The 12267-nt window shown below is 67.5% G+C and carries 13 protein-coding genes; 4 read left to right on the forward strand and 9 right to left on the reverse strand.

Features of this window, described 5'->3' with window-relative positions:
• The 3 genes from E1261_RS37170 to E1261_RS45610 all read right to left on the reverse strand — a co-directional run.
• Positions 1-1156, reverse strand: a 1156-nt coding sequence (locus tag E1261_RS37170) for an HNH endonuclease signature motif containing protein (protein ID WP_165952773.1), incomplete at its 3' end; no start/stop codon positions are given.
• Positions 1157-1311: 155 nt separating this feature from the next.
• A complete protein-coding gene (locus E1261_RS45605) occupies positions 1312-1977 on the reverse strand; it encodes a phosphatase PAP2 family protein (protein ID WP_165952774.1) in 666 nt (221 codons plus the stop codon).
• A gap of 32 nt (positions 1978-2009) precedes the next feature.
• Positions 2010-2324 (reverse strand): hypothetical protein, encoded by a 315-nt coding sequence (locus E1261_RS45610; RefSeq protein ID WP_165952775.1) that lies wholly within the window; start codon positions 2322-2324, stop codon positions 2010-2012.
• A gap of 61 nt (positions 2325-2385) precedes the next feature.
• On the opposite strand from E1261_RS45610, the gene E1261_RS37180 reads away from it, so the two are divergent.
• Together E1261_RS37180 and E1261_RS37185 are read left to right on the forward strand one after the other, a co-directional pair.
• Entirely contained in the window at positions 2386-2856 is a 471-nt protein-coding gene (locus E1261_RS37180; RefSeq protein WP_202875367.1) for a MarR family winged helix-turn-helix transcriptional regulator, read from the forward strand.
• Complete coding sequence (locus E1261_RS37185; RefSeq protein ID WP_132414436.1) at positions 2853-3239, forward strand: MerR family transcriptional regulator; 387 nt, start codon at positions 2853-2855, stop codon at positions 3237-3239. The genes E1261_RS37180 and E1261_RS37185 overlap by 4 nt, the downstream gene beginning before the upstream one ends.
• A 3-nt stretch (positions 3240-3242) precedes the next feature.
• Here the strand turns inward: E1261_RS37185 and E1261_RS37190 are convergent, their stop codons facing one another.
• The 3 genes from E1261_RS37190 to E1261_RS37200 are packed head-to-tail and all read right to left on the reverse strand — an operon-like array spanning position 3243 to position 5429.
• Positions 3243-4190 (reverse strand): aldo/keto reductase, encoded by a 948-nt coding sequence (locus E1261_RS37190; RefSeq protein WP_132414437.1) that lies wholly within the window; start codon positions 4188-4190, stop codon positions 3243-3245.
• Positions 4191-4231: 41 nt separating this feature from the next.
• Complete coding sequence (locus E1261_RS37195; protein WP_165952776.1) at positions 4232-4735, reverse strand: nuclear transport factor 2 family protein; 504 nt, start codon at positions 4733-4735, stop codon at positions 4232-4234.
• Between the two features lie 46 nt (positions 4736-4781).
• Positions 4782-5429: a winged helix-turn-helix transcriptional regulator gene (locus E1261_RS37200; RefSeq protein WP_202875368.1), complete on the reverse strand. Its 648-nt coding sequence runs from the start codon at positions 5427-5429 to the stop codon at positions 4782-4784.
• Positions 5430-5508: 79 nt separating this feature from the next.
• Between E1261_RS37200 and E1261_RS37205 the strand changes: the two genes are divergently transcribed.
• On the forward strand, positions 5509-6168 hold the full coding sequence (locus E1261_RS37205; RefSeq protein WP_238176668.1) for an alpha/beta fold hydrolase: 660 nt from the start codon (positions 5509-5511) through the stop codon (positions 6166-6168).
• 120 nt (positions 6169-6288) lie between these two features.
• On the opposite strand, the gene E1261_RS37210 is transcribed toward E1261_RS37205, so the two are convergent.
• The gene (locus tag E1261_RS37210; RefSeq protein WP_132414439.1) at positions 6289-7263 is read right to left on the reverse strand and encodes a DUF1444 domain-containing protein; all 975 of its coding nucleotides are present in this window, start codon (positions 7261-7263) and stop codon (positions 6289-6291) included.
• Between the two features lie 83 nt (positions 7264-7346).
• The gene (locus E1261_RS37215; protein ID WP_132414440.1) at positions 7347-7796 is read right to left on the reverse strand and encodes an Lrp/AsnC family transcriptional regulator; all 450 of its coding nucleotides are present in this window, start codon (positions 7794-7796) and stop codon (positions 7347-7349) included.
• A 158-nt stretch (positions 7797-7954) separates the two neighbouring features.
• On the opposite strand from E1261_RS37215, the gene E1261_RS37220 reads away from it, so the two are divergent.
• Positions 7955-11440: an indolepyruvate ferredoxin oxidoreductase family protein gene (locus tag E1261_RS37220; RefSeq protein WP_132414441.1), complete on the forward strand. Its 3486-nt coding sequence runs from the start codon at positions 7955-7957 to the stop codon at positions 11438-11440.
• Here E1261_RS37220 and E1261_RS37225 read toward each other — a convergent pair.
• A complete protein-coding gene (locus E1261_RS37225) occupies positions 11437-12060 on the reverse strand; it encodes an SAM-dependent methyltransferase (protein ID WP_132414442.1) in 624 nt (207 codons plus the stop codon). The two genes, E1261_RS37220 and E1261_RS37225, sit on opposite strands and share 4 nt — an antisense overlap.
• Positions 12061-12267: the final 207 nt, after the last annotated feature.

Genomic DNA, 12267 nt, shown 5'->3' on the forward strand with positions numbered 1-12267 from the left:
CCCATTGGCCGTCGTGGACCGCGCGATGGTGCGCGGAACACAGCAACGCGAGATTCTGCAGGCTGGTCGGACCACCGTTGGCCCAATGGGTCAGGTGGTGGGCGTGGCACATCCACGGCGGTGCCTGACACACCACACAACCTTTGTCGCGCTTGTTCAACGCCCGGCGGATGTAGCGGTTCACGAACCGTTGCTCCCTGCCGACGTCGAGGGGCTGTGAGTCGCCGCCCAGCACGATGGGCAGGACGGCCGCGTCGCAGGCGAGGATCCGGACGGCACCAGCGGACAGGTTGTCACCGAACACCAACTCACCCACCGCACCACCGCTCGAACTGTCGCCGGTCCCGCCACCGAAGGCGGCTGGAGCGGCAGCCAGGGCGGCTTTGAGGTCGTTGAAGTCGATGGTGACGGTGATGTGTGGGACGCCGGGATAGTCCGGGTTGCCCGCGCCGGCGTCCATGGTCGCCTTGAACGCGTCGGCTTGCCGCTGGTCCTGGGTCCGCGGATCTCGCTCCCCGTCGATCGTCTTGTGCGGTTTCGATCCTTGGTGGATCTGGGTCTTGAGCTGTTCGCCGCTGGCGCCGGCCAGGAACCCGGTGAACTTGACGCCGCCGTCGGTCTGCCGCAGCCGCAGGAACTCTTTCGCGGCGGCTTCGTCTTCGGCTGGTTCGGGGCCGTCGGTGTCCAGTCTGGTCAGTACGTCTTGCCCGAACTTGGCGAGTTCGCGGGGGTTGGAGACGCGGGCCATCTTGACCATTTGTTCTTCGGCGACGGTCAGGGTCTCAACCGGCGTGCTCGACGGGGCCTTCTCCAGGGTGCCTACGATGATCTTGGCCAGGTCAGAGCGCACGACCTCAGCCCGTGTCGGATCGGCAGGATCAGGCATCGCAGCCGTCACCACCGGGTACTTGCGTAGGGCGGTGGTGAAGGTGAGGTCTTTGCGGACGTCGGCGCGGTCGAGTCGGTAGCGTTCTGAGATCAGTTCGATGGTGTCGCGGGCGCCCATCTCGCCCGCGGCGCCCATCTCTTCGAGTCGGCCGAGCACCTGCAACTCGTCGGTCCTAAGTAGCGCCTTGGCGGCCTGGATGGTGTCCAGACGCGTCAGCAGTTCGCTGCTGCTCTGGGTGTACACCGGGGGCATCGCCAAGATCTCCATACCCCAAAGCCTAGACATGGCCACCGACAGTTTTCGAGCTCAGAACCCCTTATATATAAGGAAAGTGTGGGCTGTTTGTGGGCTGGTTGCTCACTCAACTTGCCCACACCGTCAATGGCCGCGGTCAACGACGAGCTGACTGGCCGGACGTGTCTTCAGGTCTGCCGTTCTCGAGCCGGAGACCGATGGCAGGCTGCGGTCGCTGTGCCGAGGAGGGCGAGCCAGGTGAGGGCGAGGGTCCAGCCGCCGAGTACGTCGGTTGCCCAGTGGTAGCCGAGGTAGATGCGGCTGAGGCCGATGGCGAGGCTGAGGAGCAGTGCTGCGGCGGTGGCTGCGAGCTTGGTGAGACGGCTGGCGTTCGATTTCCACAGCAGGGCAGCGAGCAGGACGAAGAAGACTGTCGAGCTCAGGCTATGGCCGGACGGGAAAGAGAAGCCGGTGTTGACCGTTCCGAGCACGATGGAGGCGTCGGGGCGGTCGCGGCCGATCAGGACCTTGAAGCCGTAGGTGAGTGCGGCGGCCCCGACCATACCGATGATCAGGATGAGCGCCGGACGCCAACGATGGGTGAAGGCTCGGATCAGCAGGGCGATGACGATGGTGAGGCCGGTCAGGATCGGGATGTCGCCGAGGTAGGTGATGGCTCGGACCAGTGGGGTGAGCTCGGCGATCCGGTGCTCCACGACGGTCGTCGTGAGCTGCGGGTCGAAGGCGGCCAGGTCGTCTCCCTCGGTTGCGGCATCGGCCAGGTCGACGAAGATCGCCGTACCGAGACCGACTGCCGCCAGCCCGGCTGCCACCCGCACGGTCATTATCGCCATGTCCTCGATGCTGCCACGCCGGAGGTCCGGGCTCAGAAGATGTAGAAGCCGGTCACGGCGGTCGGGGCGAGGCCCAGCAGGAGCCAGGGGGACAGGGGAGTGCGGCGGAAGATGGCGAGGATGCCGGCCACGGTGAGGAGGCCGATCACGCCGGACATGATCCACAGACCGACGCCGCGGCCGAAGTCGTCGGCCGCGATACCGATGCTGTAGACGGCCAGGGTGACGGCCGGGACGCTGCCCACGTGGAAGAGGATGGCGGAGGCGACCCAGCGCTGAACGGTCTCGATGTTCATCGGGCGAGGCGTGCGCCGTTGCCGGATCACGCGGCGCGGGGTCGGTTCCATCAGGTCTCCAGATGCTTAGGGTGCTAATTGTTAGCCTACATAAAGTTGCTACCCTCAGCACATGACAGAGACCGAGATCACGGCGGGGGAGAACCCGCTGGCGCTCGAGCATCAGGTCTGTTTCGCGCTCGCGGTCGCCGCCCGGACGGTGATCGCTCTGTACCGCCCGGTCCTCGAGCCGATGGGCCTGACGCACCCGCAGTACTTGGTGATGCTGGCGCTGTGGGAGCACGAGCCGGTGTCGGTGAAGGACCTGTCTCGAATGCTCCAGCTTGAGCCGGCGACCCTGTCGCCGTTGCTCAAGCGGCTCGAAGTCGCTGGCCTCCTGCGCCGCGATCGTTCGGCGACCGATGAGCGGGCTTTGGCCGTTGCCCTCACCCCGAAGGGCCGTGCGCTGCGCGACCAGGCACTCGAAGTGCCGCCCGCCATCGTCGAGCGCCTGGGTATGGACGTCGACGAACTGATGGATCTGCATGGTCGGCTCACCAGAGTCATCGCCGCGGCGACCGGCGTGGAAAAATCGACTGCATGACGCTGAACGGTCGGTACTCACCTGGCGAGGCGGCGGATCTCACCGGGCTCAGCCTGGACACGTTGCGGTACTACGAACGCGAGGCCCTGATCGGCCCGATCGAGCGGCTGCCCGGCGGCCGCCGGGTCTTCACCGAAGGCGATATCGCGTGGATCGGCGTCGTGACCTGTCTTCGCGATGCCGGTCTCGGAATTGCTGACGTGCAGCGGTTCACCTCGCTCCTTCGTACGACGGGCGACCCGGCGTCCCGCGTTGAGTTCCTGCGGGAGCGCCGGGCTGCACTGGCCGACCACATGACCCGGATGGAAGCGGCCATGGGCGTCCTGGATGACAAGATCAAGTACTACGGGGCCCGTCAGGCTGAGGAGTCCGCGACGGCCTGACGGCTACCAGGCCGCGTCGAGCTCCGCGCGTAGTTCAGCGGTGAGCTCCAGGCGGGCACCCGCGATCGCGGCAGTGAGCTGCTCCGGCCGGCTCGCCCCGATGATCGGGCGCACTGGGGGAGTGCCGCCGCAGAGCCAGGCCACGACGACGCTGCTCCGGCTGACGCCGAGCTCCGCAGCCACCTTCCCGAGCGCCTCCAGCCGCCGGGTCGTCCCCGGGTGCTCGTAGGCCTCTTCGATCGGCCGGTCGTCCCGCTCGTAGGATCCCGACATCAGCGGGCTGTACCCCCAGAGCTCCCACTGCTGCTGGTTGTCGACGAAGTCGAGGACCTCGTCGGTGACCCACCCGAAGCGGTGATTGCTGATGTGGTCGCGGACGAACGGCCGCGGCTGCAGGTACGTGTATCGCAACTGCAACGCACTCGGCTCGACCACACCGAGCTGTGCGGCGAGTCCCCGCGCCCGCTCGACCCGCCAGATCGCCCAGTTCGACAAGCCGACCTGGCCGATCGTGCCTGCGGCGTGATGCCGTCCGAACGCAGCGATCGTTTCGTCCATCGGCGTGTTCCGGTCGTCACGATGTGCCCAGTACAGGTCGATGTGGTCGATCCCCATCCGCCGCAGCGACGTCTCGACCGCCGCGTCGATGGCCGCCGTACCAAGTCCTTCGGTCTGCTCCGGGAAACCGCCGACAACCGTCGGCTCCCAGCCGACCTTCGTCGCGATCCGCACCTTCTCCCGCACACCCGGCCGTTGCGCGAGCCACCGGCCGAGCAACTCCTCACTCTGCCCACCGAAGCCACTCTCCGACTGCCAGAACGCATAACAGTTGGCCGTGTCGATCCACACGCCACCCTCCGCGACGTACTGGTCGAGCAACGCGAGCGACGTCTTCTCATCGATCCTGGTCCCGAACTCCATCGCACCCAAGGCGAGGTCAAGTCTGCTCATACCCGCAGCGTTCCTCCTGGAGCGCGCTCCAGGTCAAGCGATCAGAGGAACTTGGGCACCAGCCGGTCGGCGGCCCGGAGCGCCACGGCGAGCGGCTGAGCCAGCAGCCCGGCAACGGTTCCGTGCAGACGACCGCGACGCCTGGTCGAAACTCTCGGCGGAAGCGTCGCGAAGAGCGTGGCGAGCGCCGGCAGCGGACGGACGAAGATCGTGTTCTCGACGATCTGAGCCTGCGAGTTGAAGCGCAACAGATTGTGAGCCTCGAGCGGCACCCCGCGAACCGTTGCGGTGAAGGAGAACGACCACTCATCGCCGCGCACCAGCGGCTCGCTGGTCCGCAGATCCTCGAGTACGGCGAAGATGTCGCGATGCAAGGCCACCACCTCCTCCCGCCCCTCGAACGACAGCCGCATCGTCATGGGCGAGTGGAAAACCACGTCAGGTGCGAACAGTTCGGCCAGCGCATCGGCATCCCCGCGCTCCGCAGCAGCACGGAGAGCAGCAACAGCCGCCGAGGACTTGTCATCAGGTGTGGGAGTAGGCATCAGACCTCGCTTCTCTAGGTGTGGTTCCGCTGTCCGCCATTCTGAGCTAGCTGCCTCGGTGGTCGTTGAACGCATCGATGAAGCGTCGCAGCATGGCTGTGTCGCCCTCCACGGTCGCGTCCCCGGATCGGATGACTTCGTCGAGGTCTTGTCCGTCGAAGACGAGGCTCTGGATCGTGCGCACTTCGGTAGTGAGGACGGCGTCGGCGGCTGCTTCGCCCCGAACCGCATCGAGCCTGCCGTTCTTCACGACGAGATGGAATGCGTCGCCGGGCAGGTGAAGCTGGACGGACCCGCGAAGGTCGCCCGCAGCGACTGGGTCGAACGTGGTCCGGAGCGCGACCACCAGCGCATCCGGGCTGAGTTCCGAAGCCGAGCCGGGCAGCGGCGGCAAAGGGCTGCCCCATCGCCCGAGCGCCAGCAGGACCGGCTCGAGCGCTCGTCCGTGGTCAGTCAGCGCGTAGACCAGACCGGCTGCCGGCGGGAGTGCGCGCCGCCGGGTCACCACGCCGGAGTCCTGCAGTTCACGGAGCCGCTGGGTCAACACGTTCTGGCTGAGCCCGGGCAGTCCTCGGTGCAGGTCGGCGAAGCGCTTGGGTCCGTACAGCAGTTCGCGGACCACCAGCAGCGCCCATCGCTCACCGACGAGGTCCAAGGCGCGAGCGATACCGCAGAGGTCACGATAGCTACGCATGCCGACAGCATACTTCCCATCTAGGACTCCTTGCTCCTAAAGCAGGAGTAACGAGCTGAAAGGGATGATCATGCCGCACGTGACCTCGGCTGATGGCACCACGATCGGATACGACCTCCTGAGTGATGAAGGGCCCGCGCTGATACTCGTCGGCGGCGGTCTCGACGACGGCACCGAGAATGTCCCGCTGGGTGAGTGGCTGGCCAGTACGTTCTCCGTGGTCAATTACCGGCGCCGCGGCCGTGGGGACAGTGGCGACACGGCGCCGTACGCGATGGAACGCGAGATCGAGGATCTCGCGGCTGTTCTCGAGGTGGTCGGAGGTCGCGCCCACGTGTTCGCTGCGTCGTCGGGCGGGGCGCTCGCGCTGGAGGCAGCTGCCGCCGGGGTGCCTGTCGACAGAATCGCTGCTCATGAGGTGCCGTATCTCCTCGGTGACGAAATGGTCGCGAGCTGGCAGGCCTATGTCGACGGCGTCAGCGTCGCCTTGGATGCCGACGACCGCGACCAGGCGCTGCGACTGTTCATGAAGTTGGCCGGTTCCTCGGACGAAGACATCGCAGGAGCCGAAGCCGCTCCGGTCTGGCCGGCGCTGGTGGCACTCGCACCAACGCTGCGGTACGACGCTGCTTGCATCGGCGAGGGCCCGCCACCTACAGATCGGCTGGCGAAGGTGGCTCAGCCGGTGCTGCTGAGCACTGGCGCGACTCTGGATCCACTCGGCCGAACTGCCGGTTGACTTCTTCGGTGCCGCTGCCGATGCGATCGCCGCATGCTTGCCGGACGCACATCGACTCACCATCGAGGTCGCTGGACACACCGCTGATCCACTGGTCCTAGGCCCGTTCCTGTCGCGGTTCTACACGGGATAAGGCCAGCCTGCCTGTGACTCGGCTTCGATGCGGTGCATGGCTGCCGAGAAGCGGGGGACACGTCTGAGGTCGGCGCGGCCGGTGCTGTAGTCGGTGAGTTGGTGCCACTCGTTGTCTGTTGTGTAGTAGAGGTGTGGGCTGACAGCGCCCGGTGATTCGGCGTAGCCGCGGTTCGCCATCCTGGTCATTCCGAGCATGGCGTGGACCACCGTTGGATCCCGCATCACGTGCACGAGCAGCAGGTCCCGGGCGGGCATGGCGACCACGCAGCCGAACGGGGGATTCTCGACGTGGAGCGACTCGCGCAGAACTGTGTCGAAGACCAGCGCCCGGGAGGCCGTGAACATGCTGCCGCTGAGCATCGCGACCTGCGCGCCCTGGACGTCGACGTACTCGACCGTGTCTTGCAGCCGACGCAGGTTTGCCAGGCCGATCCGGGAGATGTCGGTCCAGGGGATGCCGAGGCTGTCGAGGTCGAAGTGCATCGCGACCGATCGGCCGGCATAGGTGGCCGGCGCGGTGCGAAGGCCGGGGACGAACTCTGGCACCCGGCCGGCCCACTCGGGGTTGATGGTCGACGCGTCGACCAGGCGAAGGTAGAGCTCGTTGTCCAGATCCTCCGGAATCGCCGGCGGACGGCCGCCGGGCGCCATCTGATCGAAGTGCACCGCCACGGCTTCGCGCCATCGCTGTCGTGGCAACCCGCCGACGGCGCGGGCGAGATTCGCGAGCCCGGCGACCATGCCGTCATCCACCGGAACTCCGTCGGGTCCGACCGGCAGCAGCGCACCCGACCCGTCGTACCGCATCGGGAAACCGCGAGCCGCGGTCGCCTCCTCCGCCAGGTGCACCAGACGGTCCACCTGAGTCATCGTCAACGGCAGCAGAACCGGGTGCGGCTGGTCCCCGTCCGTGCACAGCTTGCCGCCCACGCGGCTCTTGATCTTCCTGCCAGCGCTCATCGAGCACCTCCTTTACCCAAGAACATATGGGCGCCGGACCGCCGAAAACCGACGACTTCGCAATCTGTGGATAACTCTGGCCTTCAGCCGCGGCGGGTCCATTGTTCTAGGACTACGAGGGTTTTGGTGCTGGCTATGGCTTCGGCGGAGCGGAGGGAGCTGACTACTCGGCGGAGGTCTTCGACGCCTTCTACCTGGATGCGGACGAGGGCGTCGGGGTCGCCGGCCAGGGTGAGGACTTCTTTGACTTCGGGGATCTGGGCGACGAACTCCATGATCTGGGCGAGGTCGAGGTCGTCGGCGAAGTGCAGCTCGGTCATGGCTTCGATGCCGGTGGCGATGCGGCCGTGGTTGATCTGCACGGTGTAGCGCTCGATGACGCCGAGCTTCTCGAGGCGGGCGATCCGGCGCTGGACCGGCGCGACGGTGAGGCCGACGGCGGTCGCGATCTCGCGGAGCGGGCGGCGGGCGTTCTCGCGCAGGAGGTCGAGGATCGCGCGGTCGGTGGAGTCGAGGGTCGCCGGTTCGGGCACGCAACGAACTCTACCTTGTACGGCGGATCTGTTGCGCGCCAGCACGACGGATCATGCCAATGATTGCGGATCGTCGCCAAACTCGACGGCGACCCTTGTGACCGGGCCCACCAGACCCGCAGGCTCGTGGGAACCGCCGCGGACCCCCTGGAGAGCCGATGACCACCATCGCCCCGGCCGAGATCACGCCTGTGCGGCTCGCCGCGCCGCCGTACGACCTCGGCGATCGTTTCCGGCCGTCCGGTCCGCCGACGCTGCTGACCGGCGTACAGGCGATCGCGCGGCTGCTCGTCGAGCACCGTGCGCTCGATCGGCGCCGCGGGCTGCGGACGGCGTCCTTCGTCTCGGGCTACCAGGGCAGTCCGCTCGGTGGGCTCGACAAGCTGCTGGCGGATCTGCAGGACGTCATGGACGAGAACGACATCCGGTTCGTCCCCGGCCTCAATGAGGAGCTCGCCGCGACCTCGGTGTGGGGCAGCCAGATCGAGCTGCCGCTCGGCGCCGGCACCCACGACGGTGTCACGGGCTTCTGGTACGGCAAGGGTCCGGGCGTCGACCGCGCCACCGACGCACTGCGTCACGCCAACATGTACGGCGTCAATCCGCGCGGAGGCGCCGTACTGCTGGTCGGTGACGACCCGGCCTCGAAGTCGTCGACCGTGCCCGCGGTGAGCGAGCGATCCCTTGCTGCGCTGGGTATCCCGGTCCTCTTCCCGCGCAACGCGGCCGAGATCGTCACGCTCGGTCTGCACGCGATCGAGATGTCGCGGACGACAGGCTGCGTCGTCGCGCTGAAGATCGTGGCAGATGTCGCCGACGGCGCCTGGGCGGTCGGTGACGACACGGGCAAGGTCACCCCGGTCGTGCCCACGATCGAGTGGGAAGGCAAGCCCTACACCTACAAGCAGCGCCCGATGGTCCTTCGCCCCGACGCGATCGTGGGCGCCGAGGCGGACATGGTCGGCCCCCGCACCGAACTCGTCCGCCAGTACGCCGTCACGAACGGGCTCGATGTCGTCGACATCGACCCGCTGGACGCACGGGTCGGATTCGTTGCCTCGGGCAGCTGTTACGACTCGATGCGCCAGGCAATGACCGATCTCGGGGTCACTCCGGAAGCACTCATCCAGGCAGGAGTCCGGGTACTGCGACTCGGCCTGATGAGCCCGGTTGCCCACGGCACCATCCGCTCGTTCGCCGAGGGGCTCGACCGGATCGTCGTCATCGAGGACAAGACCTCGTTCGTCGAGACGCAGATCCGCGACATCCTCTACGGGACACCGAACGCGCCGCAGATCCTCGGCAAGCGCGATACCGCCGGCCGCACGCTGATCCCGGCCGACGGCGAGCTCACCTCGGGCCGTCTGCTCGCGCCGATGCGGCACCTGCTCGCCGACCTGGTCGCGATCACACCGCCCGCCCCGAAGCGGATCCCGCTCCCGCTGCTGTCGACCAGCAGGTCGGCGTACTTCTGCAGCGGCTGCCCGCACAACCGCTCCACCGGACTCCCCGAGGGGTCGATGGGCGGCGGCGGTATCGGCTGCCACGCCATGGTCACCATCTCGGACCGGGAGGACAGTGCGGTCACCGGTGTCACCCAGATGGGCGGCGAGGGTGCGCAGTGGATCGGCCAGGCCTGGTTCACCGATGCCGGACACATCTTCCAGAACGTCGGCGACGGCACGTTCTTCCACTCCGGCCAGCTCGCCGTACAGGCGTGTATCGCCGCTGGGGTGAACATCACCTACAAGGTGCTCTACAACGACGTGGTCGCGATGACCGGTGCGCAGGACGCAGAGGGTGCGCTCAGCGTGCCGCAGTTGACCCACAAGCTGCACACCGAAGGTGTCAAGAAGATCGTCGTCTGTGCAGATGAGCCGGAGCGGCACCGTCGTCGCGACCTCGCGCCTGGAACCCTGCTGTGGAACCGCGATCGCCTCGACGAGGCCCAGCGGATGCTGCGGGAGATCCCCGGCGTGACAGTGCTGATCTACGACCAGCACTGCGCCGCCGACGCTCGCCGTCAGCGCAAGCGTGGCAGCCTGCCCACCCGCACGCAGCGCGTCGTCATCAACGAGGCGGTCTGCGAGGGCTGCGGTGACTGTGGTGTGAAGAGCAACTGCCTGTCGGTGCAGCCGGTCGAGACCGAGTACGGTCGCAAGACCCGTATCGAGCAGACCTCGTGCAACACCGACTACAGCTGCCTCGACGGCGACTGCCCGTCGTTCGTGACGGTCGAGACAGCGCCCCGGCGCTCTGCCCCGAAAACCGCTAAGCGCAAGGCCTTCCCGAAGCCGCCGCGGGTCGCTCCGAGCAGCGCCGAAGAGCGAGTCACCAGCACCCAGAACGTCTTCCTGGCCGGCATCGGCGGTACCGGCATCGTCACGGTCAACCAGGTGCTCGCTACTGCCGCGTTGAGGGCCGGGTACGCCGCTGAGTCGCTCGACCAGACGGGATTGAGCCAGAAGGCGGGACCGGTCACCGGTCATCTGCGGTTCGCCGACGGCGACCTGGAGCCGGCCAACCGCCTCACGCCCGGTTCCGCGGACTGCTTCCTCGGTTTCGACCTGCTCACTCTCGCCGAGGACCGGAACCTTGCCTACGGCAACGTTGCCTCGACCCGGACCGTCGTCTCGACCAGCCGCACCGCAACCGGCGCGATGGTGTACGACCCGGCCGTCCAGCACCCGGAGGAGGCTGGTCTGCTGGAGCGGGTCCGCACTGCCGGGGCCGAGCTGTTCGACTTCGACGCGCTTGAGGCGGCCGACCGCATCTTCGGCAACACGATCGCCGCGAACTTCCTGCTCGTCGGTGCCGCCTACCAGACCGGCGCCCTGCGGCTCCCGGCCGCGGCCATCGAGGAAGCCATCGAGATCAACGGCACCGCGGTCGCGTCCAACATCGCAGCGTTCCGCTGGGGTCGGGTCGCGGTCACCGACCCCACAGCCTTCGCCGCCGCGGGCGCGGCCCCAGCCCGGCAGGTGGCGCGCGACGTACCGGCTTCGGTTGCTGCCGCTGGTCTGCAGGGTGAGCTGCACCGCCTGGTCGCTCAGCGTGCTACCGACCTGGTTGGCTACCAGAACGTCAAGCTGGCCAACTCGTACGTCGCCGTCGTGGCGCAGGTCGCGGCCGCCGAGCAGGCGGTCACCACGGATACACGGTTCAGTGAGGCCGTGGCCCGCAACCTGTTCAAGCTGATGGCGTACAAGGACGAGTACGAGGTCGCCCGCCTGCTGACCGACCCGGAGTTCCTCGGCTCCACCGGCGAGGCGTTCCCGGGTGGCGTGGTCTCCTTCAAGTTGCATCCGCCAGTACTGCGGGCGATGGGCCGCACGAAGAAGATCTCGTTCGGCCCCAAGTCCCACGGCACGCTCCGCGCACTGGCCCGGCTGAAGTCGCTCCGCGGAACCCGGGCCGACCTCTTCGGCTACGCCCACCTGCGCAAGCTCGAGCGGTCACTCCGCGACCACTACCGCGCGCTCGTACTCGACCTGGCTGCCGAGCTGGACCAGGCGTCGTACGACCGCGCAGTGCAACTCGCCGAGCTGCCCGACCTGGTCCGCGGCTACGAGTCGGTCAAGCTCCGCAACGTCGACCGCTACACCGAGGCGCTCCGGCAGTTGGGCGTCGAACTGCCTGCCTAAACCGATAGCCGGCGGGCCTTCACCGTCCCGTCTTGGTAGTGGAGCTCCTTGCCGTCGATCACCTTGACGCTGTCGTGGCCGGCGGCGGTGAGGACCTCCCAGTGACCGTCATCGAGGCCGACGTCGGCGACGACCTCGGCCGGCGTCGGGAAATGTACGTCGGCATGGGCTTCGTGACGGGACTTGTCCGGGAACTCGAGATGGCCCTCGATGAGCAGCACGCCTCCGACAGCGACCGCCGCGGCCGCCTCCCGGAGGATCTGCTCCCGCGGCATCTCGATCGTCGAGTGCAGGAACTGCGCCGACACCAGGTCGAAGGTCCCGTCCGGGAACGTCTTGCCGAGCTCGTGCTGCTGCCACTCGATCCGGTCCTCGACACCGGCCTCCTTGGCGTGCTCCTTCCCCCGGCCGAGCGCGATCGGCGAGACGTCGACGGCCGTCACCTGCCATCCCTGCTGAGCCAGCCAAATGGCGTCGCCGCCTTCCCCCGAACCGAGATCGAGCGCCCGCCCAGGCGTCAGGCCGGCCACCTCGGCCACCAGCGCGGCGTTCGGCTTCCCACTCCAGATCCGCGTGCTCTCGGCGTACCGCGCATCCCAATGCTCTTCTGCTGTCGTCATAGGAACAGCCTCCTTCGTGGAAGCGAGATTGACAAACTCCCTTGCCATTCCAGCAACCCCAGCCACAACGTCCGAAGCTCCGGAGGCGGGCCCTCCGATCCTTCGGACGTTAGCTCGGGGTTGCGCGTAACGTCCGAACAACCGGAGGCGGGCCCTCCGATCCTTCGGACGTTGCGGGTACGGCGGTCTGGTGCCCGGGGCGGTGGG

The sequence above is a fragment of the Kribbella albertanoniae genome (genome assembly GCF_004348455.1).
GTDB lineage: Bacteria > Actinomycetota > Actinomycetes > Propionibacteriales > Kribbellaceae > Kribbella > Kribbella albertanoniae.

Excerpts from the sequence above, each read along its gene's own strand:
- E1261_RS45605 (WP_165952774.1), bottom strand. The coding sequence starts at position 1,977 with ATGGCGATAATGACCGTGCGGGTGGCAGCCGGGCTGGCGGCAGTCGGT.
- E1261_RS45610 (WP_165952775.1), bottom strand. The coding sequence starts at position 2,324 with ATGGAACCGACCCCGCGCCGCGTGATCCGGCAACGGCGCACGCCTCGC.
- E1261_RS37180 (WP_202875367.1), top strand. The coding sequence starts at position 2,386 with ATGACAGAGACCGAGATCACGGCGGGGGAGAACCCGCTGGCGCTCGAG.
- E1261_RS37185 (WP_132414436.1), top strand. The coding sequence starts at position 2,853 with ATGACGCTGAACGGTCGGTACTCACCTGGCGAGGCGGCGGATCTCACC.
- E1261_RS37190 (WP_132414437.1), bottom strand. The coding sequence starts at position 4,190 with ATGAGCAGACTTGACCTCGCCTTGGGTGCGATGGAGTTCGGGACCAGG.
- E1261_RS37195 (WP_165952776.1), bottom strand. The coding sequence starts at position 4,735 with ATGCCTACTCCCACACCTGATGACAAGTCCTCGGCGGCTGTTGCTGCT.
- E1261_RS37200 (WP_202875368.1), bottom strand. The coding sequence starts at position 5,429 with ATGCGTAGCTATCGTGACCTCTGCGGTATCGCTCGCGCCTTGGACCTC.
- E1261_RS37210 (WP_132414439.1), bottom strand. The coding sequence starts at position 7,263 with ATGAGCGCTGGCAGGAAGATCAAGAGCCGCGTGGGCGGCAAGCTGTGC.
- E1261_RS37220 (WP_132414441.1), top strand. The coding sequence starts at position 7,955 with ATGACCACCATCGCCCCGGCCGAGATCACGCCTGTGCGGCTCGCCGCG.
- E1261_RS37225 (WP_132414442.1), bottom strand. The coding sequence starts at position 12,060 with ATGACGACAGCAGAAGAGCATTGGGATGCGCGGTACGCCGAGAGCACG.